This window comes from Pseudomonas sp. IPO3778 (genome assembly GCF_013386825.1).
GTDB lineage: Bacteria > Pseudomonadota > Gammaproteobacteria > Pseudomonadales > Pseudomonadaceae > Aquipseudomonas.
The window spans coordinates 91,615-109,524 of the sequence record NZ_JACARC010000017.1 but is presented as its reverse complement, the minus strand read 5'-3'; the positions used below and the strand labels follow the sequence as shown (position 1 = coordinate 109,524).

At 58.3% G+C, this 17,910-nt stretch carries 13 protein-coding genes; 4 read left to right on the top strand and 9 right to left on the bottom strand.

What is annotated here, in order from left to right:
* The first annotated feature begins 86 nt into the window (after nucleotides 1–86).
* The 4 genes from HX855_RS06950 to HX855_RS06935 are packed head-to-tail and all read left to right on the top strand — an operon-like array spanning nucleotide 87 to nucleotide 8,442.
* Complete coding sequence (locus HX855_RS06950) at nucleotides 87–2,987, top strand: type VI secretion system tip protein VgrG (RefSeq protein WP_177082858.1); 2,901 nt, start codon at nucleotides 87–89, stop codon at nucleotides 2,985–2,987.
* The gene (locus HX855_RS06945) at nucleotides 2,984–7,714 is read left to right on the top strand and encodes an RHS repeat-associated core domain-containing protein (RefSeq protein ID WP_177082856.1); all 4,731 of its coding nucleotides are present in this window, start codon (nucleotides 2,984–2,986) and stop codon (nucleotides 7,712–7,714) included. Before HX855_RS06950 ends, HX855_RS06945 begins: the two co-directional genes overlap by 4 nt.
* A gap of 5 nt (nucleotides 7,715–7,719) precedes the next feature.
* Nucleotides 7,720–8,127, top strand: a complete 408-nt coding sequence (locus HX855_RS06940; RefSeq protein ID WP_177082854.1) for an Imm1 family immunity protein — start codon at nucleotides 7,720–7,722, stop codon at nucleotides 8,125–8,127.
* 51 nt (nucleotides 8,128–8,178) lie between these two features.
* Entirely contained in the window at nucleotides 8,179–8,442 is a 264-nt protein-coding gene (locus HX855_RS06935) for a PAAR domain-containing protein (protein WP_177082852.1), read from the top strand.
* A gap of 83 nt (nucleotides 8,443–8,525) precedes the next feature.
* Here the strand turns inward: HX855_RS06935 and HX855_RS06930 are convergent, their stop codons facing one another.
* The 9 genes from HX855_RS06930 to eat all read right to left on the bottom strand — a co-directional run bounded on the left by HX855_RS06930 (nucleotide 8,526) and on the right by eat (nucleotide 17,758).
* The gene (locus HX855_RS06930; protein ID WP_177082850.1) at nucleotides 8,526–9,740 is read right to left on the bottom strand and encodes an integrase arm-type DNA-binding domain-containing protein; all 1,215 of its coding nucleotides are present in this window, start codon (nucleotides 9,738–9,740) and stop codon (nucleotides 8,526–8,528) included.
* A 369-nt stretch (nucleotides 9,741–10,109) separates the two neighbouring features.
* The gene (locus tag HX855_RS06925; RefSeq protein WP_177082848.1) at nucleotides 10,110–10,886 is read right to left on the bottom strand and encodes an XRE family transcriptional regulator; all 777 of its coding nucleotides are present in this window, start codon (nucleotides 10,884–10,886) and stop codon (nucleotides 10,110–10,112) included.
* Between the two features lie 213 nt (nucleotides 10,887–11,099).
* Nucleotides 11,100–11,627 carry an inorganic diphosphatase gene (ppa, locus tag HX855_RS06920; RefSeq protein ID WP_003176323.1) on the bottom strand — a complete coding sequence of 176 codons (528 nt, stop codon included), beginning with the start codon at nucleotides 11,625–11,627 and terminating at the stop codon, nucleotides 11,100–11,102.
* A 93-nt stretch (nucleotides 11,628–11,720) separates the two neighbouring features.
* A complete protein-coding gene (locus HX855_RS06915; RefSeq protein WP_177082846.1) occupies nucleotides 11,721–12,551 on the bottom strand; it encodes a zinc-dependent peptidase in 831 nt (276 codons plus the stop codon).
* A gap of 6 nt (nucleotides 12,552–12,557) precedes the next feature.
* Nucleotides 12,558–13,214 (bottom strand): DedA family protein, encoded by a 657-nt coding sequence (locus HX855_RS06910; protein WP_177082845.1) that lies wholly within the window; start codon nucleotides 13,212–13,214, stop codon nucleotides 12,558–12,560.
* Nucleotides 13,215–13,454: 240 nt separating this feature from the next.
* The gene (locus tag HX855_RS06905; protein WP_177082843.1) at nucleotides 13,455–13,913 is read right to left on the bottom strand and encodes an N-acetyltransferase; all 459 of its coding nucleotides are present in this window, start codon (nucleotides 13,911–13,913) and stop codon (nucleotides 13,455–13,457) included.
* 92 nt (nucleotides 13,914–14,005) lie between these two features.
* Entirely contained in the window at nucleotides 14,006–14,854 is an 849-nt protein-coding gene (gene eutC / locus HX855_RS06900) for an ethanolamine ammonia-lyase subunit EutC (RefSeq protein WP_177082841.1), read from the bottom strand.
* Nucleotides 14,851–16,245: an ethanolamine ammonia-lyase subunit EutB gene (locus HX855_RS06895; RefSeq protein WP_177082839.1), complete on the bottom strand. Its 1,395-nt coding sequence runs from the start codon at nucleotides 16,243–16,245 to the stop codon at nucleotides 14,851–14,853. The genes eutC and HX855_RS06895 overlap by 4 nt, the downstream gene beginning before the upstream one ends.
* 64 nt (nucleotides 16,246–16,309) lie before the next feature.
* Complete coding sequence (eat, locus tag HX855_RS06890; RefSeq protein ID WP_177082837.1) at nucleotides 16,310–17,758, bottom strand: ethanolamine permease; 1,449 nt, start codon at nucleotides 17,756–17,758, stop codon at nucleotides 16,310–16,312.
* Nucleotides 17,759–17,910: the final 152 nt, after the last annotated feature.

Here is a 17,910-nt window from a genome sequence, read left to right as displayed (position 1 = left end):
CTGTTCGCGTTACTCAAAAATTCTGCGTTCGTTGATGCCCCACTTGGGTGTTGAGGGACGCTGCTGCACTGTATGAGGAGCCAGGGATGTTCTCACCGGCCAACCAGCCCCATTTCATGCTGACCCTCGAGGGCGCGGACTTTCAGGTTCTGGCCTTCAAGGGTCGCGAAGCCTTGAACACGCCATTTGAGTTTGAGCTGGAGTTGGTCAGTGAACGCGCTTTCCTCGATCTCGAAAGCCTGCTGCACAAACTCGCGTTCTTGCAGCTGTCGCCCTCGGGCAGCGGTATTCACGGGCTGGTCTACAGCATCGCTCAGGGCGAGGCCGGTAAACGCCTGAGCCGCTATCGGATTTCGTTACGTCCGCAACTGGCCTACCTGGCCCATCGGGTCAATCAGCGCATTTTCCAGCAGATGACGGTGCCGCAGATTATCGCTCAGGTATTGGAAGAGCACGGCATCCTCACCAGCGATCATAAATTCCAGCTGGGTGCGGTCTACCCCGAGCGCATTTACTGCGTGCAGTACGATGAATCCGACCTGGATTTCATCCAGCGTCTGTGTGAGGAAGAGGGTATTCACTACCATTTTCAGCACAGCGCCCAAGGCCACCTGCTGGTGTTCGGCGACGACCAGACGGTGTTCCCGAAACTCTCGCCAGTGGCCTATCAGCAAGACACCGGGATGGTCGCCGACACACCAATGGTCAAACGCTTCGGTCTGCGGCTGGCCACCCGCACCAGTCGCGTCACTCGCCGTGATTACGATTTCACCAAACCGCGCATCGAACTGGAAAGCGCCGCCAAGAGCGCCGCCCAACCGGACTTGGAAGATTACGATTATCCGGGCCGTTTCGTTGACCGCGAACGCGGCAAGTACCTCGCCAATCGGAACCTTGAGCGCCATCGCAGCGACTACCAATTGGCCGAAGGTCACAGCGATCAGCCGCTACTGGTCAGCGGGCATTTCCTGGCCCTGACCGAACACGCCAATCCGGCCTGGAACGACCTATGGCTGCTGACCGAAATATTCCACGAAGGCAAGCAACCGCAGGTGTTGGAAGAGTCGGTGACCGGCGATGTCACGGACGTGAAGGACGGCTTCCAGCAGGGGTATCGCAACCGGTTCAGCGCCATCCCCTGGAGCGTGCCTTACCGTCCGCCACTCGATCACCCGAAACCGAAAGTGCTCGGCACCCAGAGTGCGGTGGTCACCGGCCCCGAAGGTGAAGAGATTTTTTGTGACCAGTATGGCCGGGTGAAGGTGCAATATTTTTGGGACCGAGAAGGTCAGCACGACGACAAAACCAGCTGCTGGATGCGTGTCGCGTCGAACTGGGCCAGTCAGAATTTCGGCGCGATCAATCTGCCGCGTATCGGTATGGAAGTGCTGATTACCTTTTTGGAAGGTGATCCCGATCAACCTCTGATTACTGGCTGCCTGTACCACGGCGCCAACCTACCGCCGTACAAGCTGCCGGATTTCAAAACTCTGGCTACGGTCAAGAGCAAGGAATACAAAGGCAGCCGTGCTAACGAATTACGCATCGACGACACCACCAGCGAGATCAGCATCGCCTTGCGCAGTGACCATGGCGCCAGCGCGATCAACCTTGGCTACCTGACTCATCCGCGCCCGTCGGGTGGTCAGCCGCGAGGTGAAGGCTTTGAACTACGGACTGATCGACACGGGGCAATACGCGCTGCTGCGGGTTTATTGATTACCACCGAGCCGCGCCCGAACGAAACCAAGCATCACAAGGACTTGCCGGAAACTGCCGAACGCCTGGCCACGGCCAGCGATCAGCAGGATGGTTTCTCAATCCAGGCCATCGAGAATCAGGCGCAGGAAGCTGGCGATCAGGATGACGTAGCCAAGGCGCTGCATGCCCAGCATCAGGGTATTGTCGGCCCCGCCAACATCAACGCAAATGAGTTTTCGGAGTTCACTCAACCGCATCTGGTACTCGCCAGTCCGGCGGGTATCGCGCTGACCACGCCACAGTCCACTCATATTGCTACCGGCGAACACTTGGCCTTGAGCAGCACAGGGCACACCAGCCTGTCGGTCGGCAAACGCCTGCTCGCCAGCGCCAGCCAGGGTATGCGCCTGTTCGTGCAGAGCATGGGCTGGCGACTGGTCGCAGCCTCGGGCGATATCGACGTGCGAGCGTTGAAGGACAGCATCAACCTGCTGGCTAAACTCAACATTACCGCCAACGCTGACCGCATCACCCTCACCGCCAAGACCGAACTAGTGATTCAGGGCGGCGGTAGCGCTACGACTTACAACGCCGGTGGCATTACCCACGTCACCACCGGGCCCTACACCGCCCACGCGGCGAGCTTCGCCTATACGGGGGCAAAAAATCTGGCCGGCGCCTTCCCGGAACCGCCGAAACCGGGCAACGGCAATCTCGAATTGTTCAATCAGTACGCCGGGCTACAGGGCATCAAAGGCGGCGATTTTGAAGTGATTGATGCGCTGGGCAAGAGCCTCAAGGGTACGCTCGACGCCAAAGGTTTTGCCACGGTCTCTGGCGCTGCGCCGGGGCCGGCGCGGGTGATGTTTGGCAAGGACCCGGCGGACACCTGGAGCGAGGGCAGCTACATCGGTAAACCGGATTGGCCGCTCAGTCCGCCAACGTCCGGTGGTATTCCGTCCCAGGTGCAAGCCATGGTCGCCAAGGCTCTACCGAGTGCGAGCGGTAGTACCGACCTCTTGGCGAAAGGGAAAGGCTTGGCACAGACCGGCATGAGCGCCGTGAGCACCGCCCAAGGCGCGATGCAAACCGCGCAGCAAGTCCAAGGCGTAATGCAAGGTGGTTCGGCTGGGTTGCCGAAGCTCGCCAGTGCGGTCATACCGAACGCAACGAGCCTCCTCGGCTCGGCGAGCAAGAGCGGCAAGTTGCCGAGTCTGCCGGCCCTCACACCTCCCAATATTTCCCTCAAAACCCCGAGCCTGCTGGCGGGTGAGATGCTTTCATGACTTCAGAAATCACTGTTGCAACAAAGCGCGAACCTCAGGTAGCGATCGTTCCGCTGAACCTCATCAAAGTGGAGGATGTCGGACGTAGCGCCGCGCATTTCGACGCTTGGCTCCAGTCCGCCAGCGGCGGTGTCGTCACCCTCGACCAGATCAAGAACGTTGCCGGTATGTTGCCGGTCGTCGGCAACATCATGGCGCTGGTTGATGCCTTGAATGACATCGTCACTCTGTCCACCAGCCAAAAACGCGACGTGCTCGATTGGGTCAGCCTGGGCATCAATCTGATCGGTGTCTTACCCGCGCCACCGAGTATGGCCGCTGCCCGTATGAGCCTGCGCCCGACGCTATTCCTGGTTCGCCAGGAGTTGATGCAGGCTGGCAAGACGTTGCTGGGGGATTCGCTGATTGAGATTGTCGTCGGGCACCTGAATGCCGATATCGTCGGCACCATCGATGACTTCGTGAAACAGGCTCAGACCAAACTCAAGGAAATTCTCGACGACGCCGGTAAGCTCGGTGAAAGCGTGATCAACGAGATTGCCAATGGCCTCGAGAAAGCAGTCACAGGTCAACTCGACGCCAAGGGCAATGTTCACGAGGCAGAGCAGCAGTTCGACGCCGCAGGCAATCAGTTGCTGCATGATCCCAAGGCCGCCATCAGCAATATCTTCAGCGCTGTGGCCAATGTCTACAAGGCTGCCGGCAAGGGCGTTGCCAATAGTGCCGCACAGCATCTGCTTCCTGATGAGGTGAAGAAAAAGGTGCTGGCCAGCACCTCCTCGTTGCGAGCTGTGGGTCCGGAGTTGCGTACTCAGCTCAATAGTCTGAGTGATCCTCAGATGCAGAAATCCATAGGCGCGTTGCTATTAGTGCTGGCCGGCGCTGTCGCGACTTGGCGTAAGCGCAACGCCCATGGTCAAGGTGGCAATGTCAAACCCGGTGCTACCAGCCAGGCCACACACAAGGCGGGTGAAGGCAAGGTGGACGTCAATGAGCACGAGGGACCGGCGCAAAACCATCCCAATGAAAAGAAGAATTGTGCCTGCGCAGGTACCGGCGGGAGTATCAGTTTCGCTTTGGGCTCGGAGTCCTTAAAACACACTGATTTCAGTTTGCCGGGACCGTTTCCGATTGAGTGGACCCGTACCTATTCCTCAAACCTAGACGCTTATGATCAGGATGTACTGGGTGCGCGCTGGATCACTGCCTTCACGACGCGTTTCGACCTGGTCGATAACGCACTGAAGTTCCATGACGCCGACGGCCGCAGCCATGACTATCCGCTGCCCAAAGTCGGCTTGTTCCACTACGACGCTATCGAAAATCTCACGGTGGTCCGCGTCACTGACGACCAGTTGCTGCTGTGCCGTGGCTTCGAGCGCAAGGAAACCTACGTGCGCCGTGGCCAGCGCTACCTGCTGACCGGCGTGGTACTGCGCAACGGCGCCGGGATCATGCTCCATTATGAACACCGCCACGGCGAGCGGTCAGTGTTGTCGGACCTGATCACCTATCAGGATGATGTGACCAAGGTCCACCTGCACCTCGGCACGATGATTGATGATCACGGTCGGCTGATCGGTCTGTGGGAAATTCGTGACGGCGTACCGCTGCGTCAGCTCTGCGCTTACCAGTACGACAGTGTCGGTGACTTGATTCAGGCACAGGATGAGAATGGTGCAGCCTGGAGCTACCAATACCAGCGTCACCTGATTACCCGCTACACCGACCGCACGGGGCGCGGTATGAACCTGGAATGGCAAGGCCAGGGCGCCGATGCCAAGGCCGTGCGCGAATGGGCCGATGACGGTAGCTTCTATACCCACTTGGAGTGGGACGAGAACATCCGTCTGGCCTACGTCACGGATGCCCTTGGCAACGAAACCTGGCACTACTACGACAGCCTTGGCTACACCTACCGCATCCGTCATCCCGACGAACGTTCCGAATGGTTGTTCCGCGATAACGCAAAAAACGTCGTCCGCCATGTCCACACTGACGGCAGCACCGATCGCTACAGCTACGACGAACGCAGCAATCTGCTCGAACATATTCGGGCTGACCACAGCGTCCTGCACTACGCCTACGACGACCAGGATCAACTGATCAAGATCAGCGACGCCGAAGGCGGACTGTGGCAGCGAGATTACGATGACCACGGCAACCTCGTTGAGGCCGTCGACCCGCTGGGTAACAAGACTGAATACGCCTACAACCCGGCCGGTCTGCCGACGGAGATCAAGGACGCCAACGGCAACGCGAAAGAACTCGAGTACAACGACGCGGGTCAGTTGGTGAAGTACACCGACTGTTCTGGCAAGGTGAGCGCTTGGGAATATAACGAACGTGGGCAAATGGTTTGTTTCACCGACGCCGTCGGGAACAAAACCGAATACCAGTACAAGGCAGGGCAACTGGTACTGATCCAGCATCCAGACAAGACCGAGGAACGTTTTGAACGCGACGCAGAGGGCCGTTTGCTGGCCCATGTCGACGGGCTGGATCGTTGCACCACCTGGAGTTACACCGCCGCTGGCTTGATCTCCGAGCGAGTAGACGCTGCCGAACAAACCCTGCGCTACCGGTGGGACCGTCTTGGTCAGTTGCTGGCGTTGGAAAACGAAAACCAGCAACAGGCAACGTTCCAGTACGACCCGGTTGGCCGCTTGCTCAAGGAAACGGGCTTCGACGGTCGCAGCACTGTGTACGACTACGACCCGAGCACCGGCCAATTAGCGGGCACCATCAATGGGCAGCGTGTTACTGCAGTCAAATTCGACCCAATGAATCGATTGATTGAGCGTCGCGCCAGTTTGGGGAATCAGTCACAAAGCGAAACCTTCGCCTACGATGGCAACGGCAATATGGTCATGGCCAGCAACGCCGATAGCCGCCTGCAATGGTTCCACGACCCCGCCGGCAATGTGCTGCACGAGCACCAACACTATCTGGGCCTGCAAAAGCCGATGGTCGCGGTCTGGGCGCACGAGTACGACGTACTCAACCAACGTGTCGCCACCACCCGCCCGGATGGGCACCGTGTCAGTTGGTTGACCTATGGTAGCGGCCATTTACTGGGGATGCGCCTGGATGAACACGAACTCATCGGCTACGAGCGCGACGACCTGCATCGCGAAATCGCCCGTCACCAAGGCAACCGCCTGTTGCAAACCCAGCAATGGGATCCGGCGGGGCGCTTGCAAGAACAACTGCTGAACCGCAGCGACGACAAATCCACACTGCTCAAACGCGAGTACAAGTACGACGCTGCCGGGCAACTGACCAACATTAACGACAGCCGCCGTGGCCCGCTGTCCTATCGCTACGATTTGGTGGACCGATTGCTCAGTGCCACCAGTCGTCTGGGCGTCGAAAACTTCGCCTTCGACCCGGCCAGCAACCTGCTGGACAACAGCGTCGCGGAAGTCCGCCGCCCACTGGATCAAGATCCAAAACGCAACAAACTGATGGATAACCTGCTGCGGGAATACGCTGGCACCCATTACGAATACGACGAACGCGGCAACCAGATTCGGCGCTGGCACAACGGCCAACAGAGCCACATGCGGTGGGACCTATTTGACCGACTGGTGCGTTTTGAAGACAGTCGCCTGAGAGTCGATTATGCCTACGATGCACTGGGGCGTCGTCTGCACAAGAGTTCCTTCGCGCACCATAAACAACGACCTGACGGCGGCTCACAATGGAACCACAACGAGCATGCCCGTAAACAACGCGAGCATGGCTGCGGCTTCACCCTGTTTGGCTGGGACGGCGACACACTCGCATGGGAAAGCAGCCCGGCCCAGGTTGATGGCCGCGCGGGCCGCACGGTGCATTACCTTTACGAACCCGGCAGTTTCGTGCCCGTGGCGCAGGCCATGCGACACCAACCGATTCGCCTGTTGGCCCAACCGACTTACGAAGGTGCCTACAACGTTGATGATGATCCGTTGTGGAACCACAAGTCCAAAGCACAACCCTTTGATGTGCTGGCTTGGTACCAGTGCGACCATCTGGGTACGCCGCAAGAGCTTACTGATCACAACGGGAAAATCGCCTGGAGCGCGCAGTACAAGTCTTGGGGTGAAGTGCAAGAACAGCGCTCGGAATGGGCCCAGCGTGAAGGGCTGACCAATGCGATTAGGTTTCAGGGGCAGTATCACGACCATGAGACGGGGCTGCATTACAACCGGCATCGGTACTATGATCCGCAGGTTGGACGGTTTATTAGCAAAGACCCGATTGGGTTTTCTGGTGGGTTGAACGTATATGCGTACGCCCCAAACCCTACCGGCTGGGTTGATCCTTTTGGATTGGAAAGAGAATCCTGCAGTCCGACGCAACAGCTTGCTGAGCGAAGAAAATCACTTGGACTACCTAAGGCAGGTTCAGCAGAAGACACTTCTACGTTGGCTCTTTTAGAGGTCAATGGCCAACGTTTTGAAGGTATAAATTCAGGGGCTCAAAATCCTAAAACTCCGATTACCCTTGACCGCGTCAACGCTCAAACTAAAACTCATGCAGAAGCAGAGGCGGTACAGCATGCGGTTAATGCTGGTAAGGCAGGTAAAGCAGATAGCGCTGAAATGTGGGTGGACCGGGATCCCTGTCGGGCATGCGGTCTGCCTGGTGCCGGTGGGATTCGCTCACTGGCTCGTAACCTTGGCTGTAATATAACCGTGCATTCGCCAAGCGGAACAAAAGTCTATACACCAACGAAGTGATGACGATGAAGATCAAAAAGATAATTGAAGATGAAAGCATGGGTAACCGCTGTAACTCTCACGAGCGCTTAAATCCCCGCGAATCAGACCTACTTTCAGCGCTAGATCGCTTGGATGGCAGGGCATTCAGCTCAACTCTGTTTTTTATCGATGATGAAAATTTCATGAGCGTCGGCGGAGGAAGAGACAACATTTATATTGTCTTTGTCGGTATAGGCGTAGACCAATCGCTGTTTACCTTGATCAACGCAGATTCGCCTGATAGTGGGTTTTGCGATGTAGTCGTAGGAGGGCAATCCGGCAGCTATCCCCAGCACCAATGTGTTGATAAAGAGACGGCGAAGAAGGCCTTATTGCATTTTGGCGCAAGTGGGGCTCCGGATTCCAAATTATCTTGGGATCATGAAAGCTGAGTGCAGTATTTTTACGACAAAGCGATATTTTCAAGTGAAGGGGACTGCTAATTGAAAGACATCATTCGCCTTGGTGACTCCACCAGCCACGGTGGAGTGGTACTTGAAGCGTTTTCCCAAGCCGACCTCAACGGCAAACCCATTGCTGGTGTCGGCCATAAGGTCAGTTGCCCTCTGTGCAAAGGTATCTTCGCCATAGCCGAGGGCAGCAGCACCTACACGATAGACGGGACTCCGGTGGCTCTTGAGGGTATGAAAACCGCTTGTGGTGCTGCTCTTATTGCCAGTGGCCCACTAGGTGCGGTGACCAGTTAGTAGATGGCATATCAATTCCTAAAGCCGTAGGTCAGGGGGATTTGTCCAACCGATCTTCCGGCTGGGCGGAAGTGATGGCACGCTCAACGTTGGGATACTGTGGTGGGGGAAGTTATAAAGTTGCTCCAGTCGTTCATTAGTAAGCGGCGTTTATCTAAAAAGTCTGAGCGAGAATAGGCCCCTTCAGTCTGATCGCGTTCATCATGCGCCAACGCCATCTCGCAAACCTCGCGTGGGTAGTGAGTGCACTCACCGGCCCAATCACGAAACGAGGATCGAAAGCCGTGTCGTGTTACATGTTCATACTCCATGCCGTGTAGGAGCGTTCGTATTGCGTTTGCATGCATGAATCCTGTCTTGCCCTGGCCTGGAAATAGAAAGGCGCTTCCCTCATCTCGCGGAATGCTCTTAACCAGCTTTACTACTTCTTCGGCAAGCGGAATTACGAAAGGTACCCGCATCTTCATTCGCTCACCTGGCATCGACCAAGTCCCAGCTTCTAGATCAAACTCATCCCAACGAGCGAACCTGACCATGTGGGCGCGTGCGCTGGTCATGATCAACAGTTGAGCGGCCCAAGACGGAGGCGTGGAGTTTGCCCTGAGTTTTATCATCAGATCCGGCACATCCTGCCAGCGCAACGCTTCAAAGTGCTCGCGCTTCCGGGCCTTCTTCTTTTCAGCACGGCTCAACAGATTGTCTAAGTGCCCGCGCCAGCGAGCAGGGTTCTCACCCTCTCGTAGATTGCGTGCCTTGGCGGCGTCCAGGACTTGCTCAATTTGCCCACGAACCTCATCGGCAGTTCGCGTTTTGGTAGCCCAGATAGGTTGCAGCACCTTGAGCACTTCGGGAGTCCCGATGTCTTCGGCTGACAGCTTGCCTATGTGAGCAAACGCATACAGCTCCAGCTTTCGCAGCCAGCCTTTACGCCACTTCTCCGACCACGTCGCGCCGTGAGCATCCCGGTATTCCGTTGCGAGTGTTTCAAACTTCAGTTTCTTGGCTTCACTTACTCGTTCGGCTTCCCGTTGAGCTGCACGTTCTATGTCTCTGGCAGCTAGGGGATCGATGCCATCGCTCAGTTGGCTGCGTTTGGCACTGGCTGCTTGTCTGGCTTTCTTGAGACTGACTTCAGGGAATGAGCCCAAGCCCATTTCCCTACGACGTCCCGCTAATTGAAAGCGAAGTAGCCAGGATTTACGTCCGGTAGGTTTGACCACCAAGCGAAGCCCATCACCATCTTCATAGGTGCCGGGTTCAGTCAGGTTTTCGACTTGTTTCGGATTCAGCTTACTCATTGATTTCCCCTTGCAGTCCGTCTTGTCCCCCCACCTGTCCCCCCACTTCATCGTCGGATGAGATCAAATGGCGTTGAACACTATCGGACAGGGGTATGCCTGAAGCCCCCAGAATAGCTAAGCTATCAGGAAGATTCTTGGATGGGATAGGATTATTTCGGACAATTAAAAAGCCGGCTTGTGGCCGGCTTCTCGGGGACTGGTTCAGCTTATTTTTGGTAAACCTCACCAGCCTTCAAATCGTTCACCCAAACTCGCGCCCGGGTGATAAGGGGCATCAGCGGGAACTCCTCCGCATCGCCAGGCAGGGCGGACTGGCTTTACGCCAACCCCCTGCCAAATGTGCGGCGCATGATACCCACATTCGCCTCAATTTCCCAGCTTCGGATCCGATTTAGAGCCTTCGTAGCCCAATAAATGCTCATCCAGCGGCACCGGTGGGCGGCGATTATTCAGCGTGGCCCACCAGAACACCCAACCCAGAATCTCGAAGTTCTGCTCGTGCCGCTGTTCGTAGGTCAAAAACTCGTCCGGGTGCTCGGCGCTGTTGTGGCTGCGCATTCGCAGGCCGCCTCCGGGGCGGTTGTAGAGGTATTTGATGCGCAACATTCCATCGTGTTGTACCGCGTAGATCTCGCCGTCGATGATTTTTTTGCGGCCGCAGTCGATGGCAAGGGTGCTTCCGTCCTGGATGATATCGATCATGCTGTTGCCGACCATGTAGGCACCGAGTGCCCGCTCCGGGTTGACGCCGATGGTTTCAAGGGTGTGCAGGGAGAGGCGAATGCTTTCGGTTGAGGTGAAGGTGGGGTGGAGGGGAATCTCCACGTCGATTTTTACCGGCCCCGAGACCGGGTGAGTGATGTAGTTGCCGCTTTGTTCGCGGGCGATACGGTGGGAGTTGTCTGCTTCGTTGCCTTCCAGCAGGTAGTTGGTGGGTGGATGTTTGGGGCCTTCACCCGTGCGCAGCCAGCGGCTGGTGACGCACAGCAGTTCTGCGAACTCGTTGAGACGGCCCATGGGGACGCCGCGTTTGAACCAGTTGTTTACGTGTTGAGGCGTAACATCGCGGTTCTTGGCGAAGTCGGAAGCGGAAAGATGAACTTCCCTTAATAGCGCTCTTAAGCGATCACCTGATGTATTCATAAACGCAGAGTTTACTGGCCGTAAAGTCAGATCAAATAAACCATGCGTTGAGTTGCCGTATGTAGGTGTTTCCTTATTGAAGGCTTATTCTATTAGTTAACTAAGCTAGTTAAACATGAGCTGTAAAAGTGTTTATTAAAATGGCGGGGTGTTTATGTTTTTCCCAAAAAAAAGCCCCGAATAATCGGGGCTTTTTCAGAGCGAGTAGCGGTATCAGCCTTTGTAGGCAGCCACCGACTTCATGATCTCGGCGCGGGCGGCGTCTGCGTTGCCCCAACCGTCGATCTTCACCCATTTGCCTTTTTCGAGGTCTTTGTAGTTCTCGAAGAAGTGTTTGATCTGTTCCAGCAGCAGTGGCGGCAGATCAGTGTATTCCTTCACGTCGACGTACAGCTGGGACAGCTTGTCGTGAGGGACTGCGATAACTTTGGCATCGCCGCCGCCGTCGTCAGTCATGTTCAGGATGCCGACCGGGCGTGCGCGGATAACCGAGCCTGGGGTAACCGGGTAAGGGGTTACGACCAGCACGTCGAGGGGGTCACCGTCGTCAGCCAGGGTGTTGGGGATGAAACCGTAGTTGGCCGGGTAGAACATCGGGGTGGCCATGAAACGGTCAACGAACAGGCAGTCGCTGTCTTTGTCGATTTCGTATTTGATCGGCGCGTGGTTGGCCGGAATCTCGATGGCGACGTAGATGTCGTTCGGCAGGTCTTTGCCAGCCGGAATCTTGCTGTAGCTCATTGGGCGTTGCCCCCGTAGTTGGCCATGAAACATGGCCGGATTGGCCTAAAAGTGGCGGCGATTATAGGCATATTCTGACGCCGATGCCATGCGTCAGACGTCGTAGGGCGCTTGGCGTTCAGTCGGGTACCGCACGTCGCCGGCCTGCAGTTGGTGCAGGCGCGCCAGGGGATCCTGACGGTAGAAGTGGCTCAGTTGCGCGTACACCTGTGGATAAGTGCTGACCAGCAAATCCGGGGCACTGAAGAAATATTCGCTGGTGACGGCAAAGAACTCGGCCGGGTTTTCTGCGGCGTACGGGTCGATGGCGGTTTCGGCGTCCGGGTTGCGGTCAAGCTGGTGGTTGAGGTCGTCGAAGGCGCTTTGCATGACGCTGGCCCACTCCTGCACGCGCATGTGGCTGTGCAACGGCGGTAGGCCGTTGGCGTCGCCGTTGAGCATGTCCAGTTTGTGGGCCAGTTCGTGGATCACCAGGTTGTAGCCTTCCCAGTTGCCACTGGCCAGCACCCCCGGCCAGGCGAGAATCACCGGGCCCTGTTGCCAGGCTTCGCCGCTGTGCTCGCCGTCCCACTCGTGTTCCACGCCGCTGGCGTCGCGATGGCGCTGGGGGCTGAGGAAGTCGTCGGGGTACAGCACGATCTCGTGGAAACCCTGGTACCAGTCGAGGTCGCCGAGGTTCATCAGCGGCAGTTGCGCCTGGGCGGCGAGCAGCAGGCGTTGTTCCTGGTGCAGTTCGACGCCGGGCAGGGCCGTGAGGTGTTTTTCGGCGAGGAACACCACGCAGGCTTCCCGCAGCCACTGGTCTTCTTCTGCGGTGATACCGTCGAGGAAGGTCAGGTGATGGCGCACCCGCTGCCACGTTTCATCGGCAATCGGGTGCTTGGCCAGCAGGCGCCGGCGACGCCAGGCGCTGAGGGACCACATCGCCGGTTACTGCGGCTTGGCTTCGGAGGAGCTGCGGCCAAAGCGGCTGCGGAACACGCCGATGATCATCGGTATTAGCGACAGCAGGATGATGAACACCACCAGCAGCGACAGGTTTTTCTTGATGAACGGCACGTTACCGAAGAAGTAACCCAGGGTTACCAGGCCGCCGACCCAAAGGATGGTGCCGAACACGCTGAAACCGAAGAACCGCGGGTAGGGCATTTTCGCGATACCGGCGACGAACGGTGCAAAGGTCCGCAGGATCGGCAGGAAGCGCGCCAGGGTCACGGTTTTGCCGCCGTGCTTGTCATAGAAATCGTGGGTTTTTTGCAGATAGTCGCGACGGAAGATTTTCGAGTTGGGGTTGCTGAACAAGCGCTCCCCGGCCGTTCGTCCTATCACGTAGTTGGTGCTGTCCCCCAGGATGGCCGCGAGCATCAGCAAGCCGCCCAACAATACAGGGTCCATGCCGCCGCCCGCTGCGATGGCGCCAGCGATAAACAGCAAGGAGTCACCCGGCAGGAATGGCATGACCACCAGGCCTGTTTCGCAAAAGATAACCAGGAACAGAATGGCGTAGATCCACACTCCGTAGTTTCTCACCAGCATGTCGAGGTACACGTCGAGATGCAGGATAAGGTCGAGCGGGTTGAAATCCATGGAGGGCACCTGTGTGAATGGCCTGGCTCAGCGGGCCTGTGCGGAGGCTTCGGGTAATAAGGGCTACAAGGTAGTGGGGTATTTCTTACGACCCTGAAAGGTCCGCATTATACGGACAGAGTCGTGAAAAGCGTGTTGGTTTTGTAGCGGGGAATGTCGCGACATGGGTCTTAGTGTAGACACCGACTCAGCGTGGGAGGGGGCTCCCACACCCGATGCATGTCGTTTGGTTAATAGATGTCAGTCTTCACTGATGGGCAGCACGTAGTTCTTGAACTCGGTGTCTTCCCGAAAGCCAATGGATTCGTAGGTTTTTTGTGCCACCTGGTTGTCGCTGCTGGTGGAGACACGCAGGCGCACGGCGTGGGTTTCCTTGGCCATCTTCTTCGCGGTGCGCATCAGGTTGTCGGCCACCAGCTGCCGGCGAGCGTCTTCGGCCACGTAGATGTCGTTGAGGATCCACACGCGCTTCAACGAGAGAGAGGAGTAGCTCGGGTACAGCTGGCAAAAGCCGAGCAGTTTCTTGTCGTCATCGTCGGCCAGCGCCAGGTAGATCACGGACTCCTTGCGGCGCAGGCGTTTTTCCAGGAAGGCGCGGCTCGAATCAGGGAAGGGCAATGCGCCGTAAAACTCGCGGTATTTGACGAACAGCGGGGTCAACAGGTCCAGGTGTTCCAGGGTCGCTTGAGTTATCCGCATGCCAGGCCTCAACTTCCAAATGGGGTATGACCACACAAGCGGCCGTGTCTCGATGCTGCCTAAAGCGGACAAAAAGCGCAATCGTGCAGGGATCAGTCCTTAGGTGCGCTGAGCAGGAAGTTGCCTTTCATCAGGTCAGGATCATCCGACTCGAGTGTCTGCAACTGCGCTTCATCCTTGAGATTGACCCCCGACAACTGCCGGCGACAGGCCTCACGCATCAAGTAAAGCAGGCGATGAGCCGCCATGCCGTAGCTCAAGCCTTCCAGCCGCACATTGGAGATGCAGTTGCGGTACGCATCGGTGAGGCCCACCTTGGGGTTGTAGGTGAAATACAGGCCCAGGCTGTCCGGCGAGCTGAGCCCCGGCCGTTCGCCGATCAGGATCACCACCATTTTCGCCCCCAGCAACTGGCCGACTTCGTCAGCCACTGCCACACGGCCCTGTTCCACCAGAATCACCGGCGACAGCGACCAGCCTTCAGCGTGGGTTTGTTCCTCCATGCGTGTCAGAAACGGCAGCGTGTGTTTATGCACCGCCAGGGCCGACAAACCGTCGGCCACCACCACCGCCAGGTCCACGCCGCCGGGGTTGGCTTGTGCGTAGTCGCGCAATGCCTGGGCCGACTCATCACTCAGGCGCCGCCCCAGGTCGGGGCGTTGCAGGTAGCTATGGCGGTCGACGGCGGCGCTGTGCAGCAGCAGGGTGTCGCGGCCACGCTCGGCCAGTTGGCTGCTCAGTCCTGCATGGTCAAACGGCAGGTGTACCGCGTCCCGCGCCTGGGCGTGGGCAAACTGGAAATCCAGCTGCGCACCCGTAGGAATGCTGGTACCGGTACGGCCCAAGGCAATCCGCGCCGGGGTCAGGCGCCGCAGCTCCAGCCACGGGTTGTCCACGTTATTTTCCGGGGTGTCGATGTGCACAGGCGGTTCCTTCTTCATCCCAGTTGCGCCAGGGCGTGGCGAAATGCCGGTGGCAGGCTGTTGCCGAAGTGCACCTTGCCGTCGGCTTGCGTGAAGATGCCCATCTTCGCCAGCCACTGTTCAAACTCCGGCGCCGGCTTTAAACCCAATGTTTGCCGGGCGTACAGCGCGTCGTGGAACGAGGTGGTCTGGTAGTTGAGCATGATGTCGTCGGAGCCCGGGATGCCCATGATGAAGTTGATCCCGGCCACGCCCAGCAGGGTCAGCAGGGTGTCCATGTCGTCCTGGTCGGCTTCGGCGTGGTTGGTGTAGCAGATGTCGCAGCCCATCGGCACGCCCAGCAGCTTGCCGCAGAAGTGGTCTTCGAGGCCGGCGCGGATGATCTGCTTGCCGTTGTACAGGTACTCGGGGCCGATAAAACCGACCACGGTGTTCACCAGAAACGGCTTGAAATGCCGGGCCACCGCATAGGCGCGGGTCTCACAGGTTTGCTGGTCGACGCCAAAATGCGCGTTGGCCGACAAGGCGCTGCCCTGGCCAGTTTCGAAATACATCAGGTTTTGCCCGAGGGTGCCGCGGTTCAGGCTCAGGCCTGCGTCGTAGCCTTCCTGCAGCACGCTCAGGCTGATACCGAAACTGGCGTTGGCCGCTTCGGTGCCGGCGATCGACTGGAACACCAGGTCCAACGGCACGCCACGGTTGATGGCTTCGATGGACGTGGTGACGTGGGTCAGCACGCAGGCCTGGGTCGGGATTTCGTAGCGCTGGATGATCGCGTCGAGCATTTCCAGCATGGCGCAGATCGAAGCGATGCTGTCGGTGGCCGGGTTGATGCCGATCATGGCGTCGCCGTTGCCGTAGAGCAGGCCGTCGAGAATGCTCGCGGCGATGCCGGCGGGTTCGTCGGTGGGGTGGTTGGGTTGCAGGCGGGTGGACAGGCGCCCGCGCAGGCCCAATGTGCCGCGAAATTGTGTGATGACGCGGATCTTTTGCGACACCAGGATCAAGTCCTGCACGCGCATGATCTTCGACACGGCAGCCGCCATTTCCGGTGTCAGCCCGGGCGCCAGGGCGCGCAGGCTGTGTTCATCGGCCGCGTCACTGAGCAGCCAGTCCCGCAGGCCGCCCACGGTCAGGTGGCTGATCACCGAAAATGCCTGTTTATCGTGGGTGTCGATAATCAGCCGGGTGACTTCGTCGCTTTCGTACGGGATCAACACCTCTTCAAGAAAGTGTTTCAACGGAATATTGGCCAGGGCCATTTGCGCCGCGACCCGCTCACCGTCGTTCTGGGCGGCAACGCCGGCCAGGAAGTCCCCGGAACGCGCCGGGCTGGCCTTGGCCATCACGTCCTTGAGGCTGTCAAAGCGGTAGGTCAATGCGCCGACCGCGTGGGAAAAGCTTGCCATACAGAGTCTCCTTGTCGGTGCGGGCAGCATTTGAGTAAAGCGCCCGCACCGAGGTTTACGGCGTTTAGTGCAAGGCGGCCTCTGCGGCCTGGATCGCCGCAAATTCTTCTTCCGGCGTGCCTGCTACCAAGTGATGCCGACTGTAGAAAGCAAAGTAAGCAATTAATACTCCATAGATGATCGCGGCGCCAATGACCACGCGCGGATCCACCAGGAAGCCCGCCACAACAGCGATGCAGGCCAGCACCAGGGCGACGCCCGAGGTGAAGATGCCGCCCGGCGTACGGTACGGGCGGTCCATTTTGGGGCGTCGGATGCGCAAGGTGATGTGCGCGGCCATCATCAGTACGTAGGAAATGGTCGCGCCGAACACGGCCACCAGGATCAGCAAATCACCCTGGCCGGTCAGCGACAGGCCAAACCCGATGATGCCGGGGATGACCAGGGCCAGCACCGGCGCCTTGCTTTTGTTGGTCTGGGACAGTTTGCGCGGCAGGTAGCCGGCGCGGGACAGGGCGAAGATCTGCCGAGAGTAGGCGTAGATGATCGAGAAGAAGCTCGCGATCAACCCGGCCAGGCCCACCAGATTGACGAAGTGGCCCATCCACGTGGAGCCGCCGTAGGCCTTGGACAAGGCTTCCACCAGCGGATTTCCCGATGCCATCAGCGCGTAGGCGCCAGCGCCGCCGGGTGCGATCACCAAAATCAGCAGGGCGAAACTGGTCAGCACCACAATGGCGCCAATCAGGCCGCGAGGCAGGTCGCGTTTGGGGTTTTTGGTTTCTTCGGCGGCCAGCGGCACACCTTCGACGGCCAGGAAGAACCAGATCGCATAGGGGATCGCCGCCCACACCCCCACATAGCCAAAGGGCAGGAAGGTGCTGGCACCCTTGGCCTCGGTCACCGGAATGTCCAGCAGGTTGGCGACACTGAAATGCGGCACCATCGCCACCAGGAACACACCCAGGGCAATCGCGGCAACGGCGGTAATCACAAACATCAGCTTCAACGCTTCACCCACGCCGAAAATGTGGATGCCGATAAAGATGATGTAGAACGCCAGATAGATCATCCAGCCGCCAATGCCGAACAACGACTCGCAATAGGCGCCGATAAACACCGCAATGGCGGCGGGGGCGATCGCATATTCGATCAGGATCGCGGTGCCGGTGAGGAACCCGCCCCAGGGGCCGAATGCGCTGCGGGCAAAGCCGTAGCCGCCGCCGGCGGTAGGAATCATGGAAGAGAGTTCGGCCAGGGAGAAACACATGCACAGGTACATGGTGGCCATCAGCAGTGTGGCGAGGAACATGCCGCCCCAGCCACCCTGGGCCAGGCCGAAGTTCCAACCGGCGTAGTCGCCGGAAATAACATAGGCAACCCCGAGACCGACCAGAAGCACCCAGCCGGCGGCGCCTTTTTTCAGTTCCCGTTGTTGGAAGTATTCGGTGCCGACGTTTTCGAAGTCGACGGAAGACCCGGACGCCGGAGCGCCGTTTGGTTCGCTAGGCATAATGGAATCCCTTTCTTATTGTTTTGTCCCGGCTGACTTAAGCCGGATGAGTCGCAAGGTCTTGTGAAGATCACGTGTGGGAGCGGGTTTGCTGTGGTGAGGGGGCTTGTCCCCCGTTGGGTTCACCACCGATTGACGGGGCTGCTTCGCAG

Coding starts and splice junctions, on each gene's coding strand:
- HX855_RS06950 (WP_177082858.1), top strand. CDS start 87: ATGTTCTCACCGGCCAACCAGCCCCATTTCATGCTGACCCTCGAGGGC.
- HX855_RS06945 (WP_177082856.1), top strand. CDS start 2,984: ATGACTTCAGAAATCACTGTTGCAACAAAGCGCGAACCTCAGGTAGCG.
- HX855_RS06940 (WP_177082854.1), top strand. CDS start 7,720: ATGAAGATCAAAAAGATAATTGAAGATGAAAGCATGGGTAACCGCTGT.
- HX855_RS06930 (WP_177082850.1), bottom strand. CDS start 9,740: ATGAGTAAGCTGAATCCGAAACAAGTCGAAAACCTGACTGAACCCGGC.
- HX855_RS06925 (WP_177082848.1), bottom strand. CDS start 10,886: ATGAATACATCAGGTGATCGCTTAAGAGCGCTATTAAGGGAAGTTCAT.
- ppa (WP_003176323.1), bottom strand. CDS start 11,627: ATGAGCTACAGCAAGATTCCGGCTGGCAAAGACCTGCCGAACGACATC.
- HX855_RS06915 (WP_177082846.1), bottom strand. CDS start 12,551: ATGTGGTCCCTCAGCGCCTGGCGTCGCCGGCGCCTGCTGGCCAAGCAC.
- HX855_RS06910 (WP_177082845.1), bottom strand. CDS start 13,214: ATGGATTTCAACCCGCTCGACCTTATCCTGCATCTCGACGTGTACCTC.
- HX855_RS06905 (WP_177082843.1), bottom strand. CDS start 13,913: ATGCGGATAACTCAAGCGACCCTGGAACACCTGGACCTGTTGACCCCG.
- eutC (WP_177082841.1), bottom strand. CDS start 14,854: ATGAAGAAGGAACCGCCTGTGCACATCGACACCCCGGAAAATAACGTG.
- HX855_RS06895 (WP_177082839.1), bottom strand. CDS start 16,245: ATGGCAAGCTTTTCCCACGCGGTCGGCGCATTGACCTACCGCTTTGAC.
- eat (WP_177082837.1), bottom strand. CDS start 17,758: ATGCCTAGCGAACCAAACGGCGCTCCGGCGTCCGGGTCTTCCGTCGAC.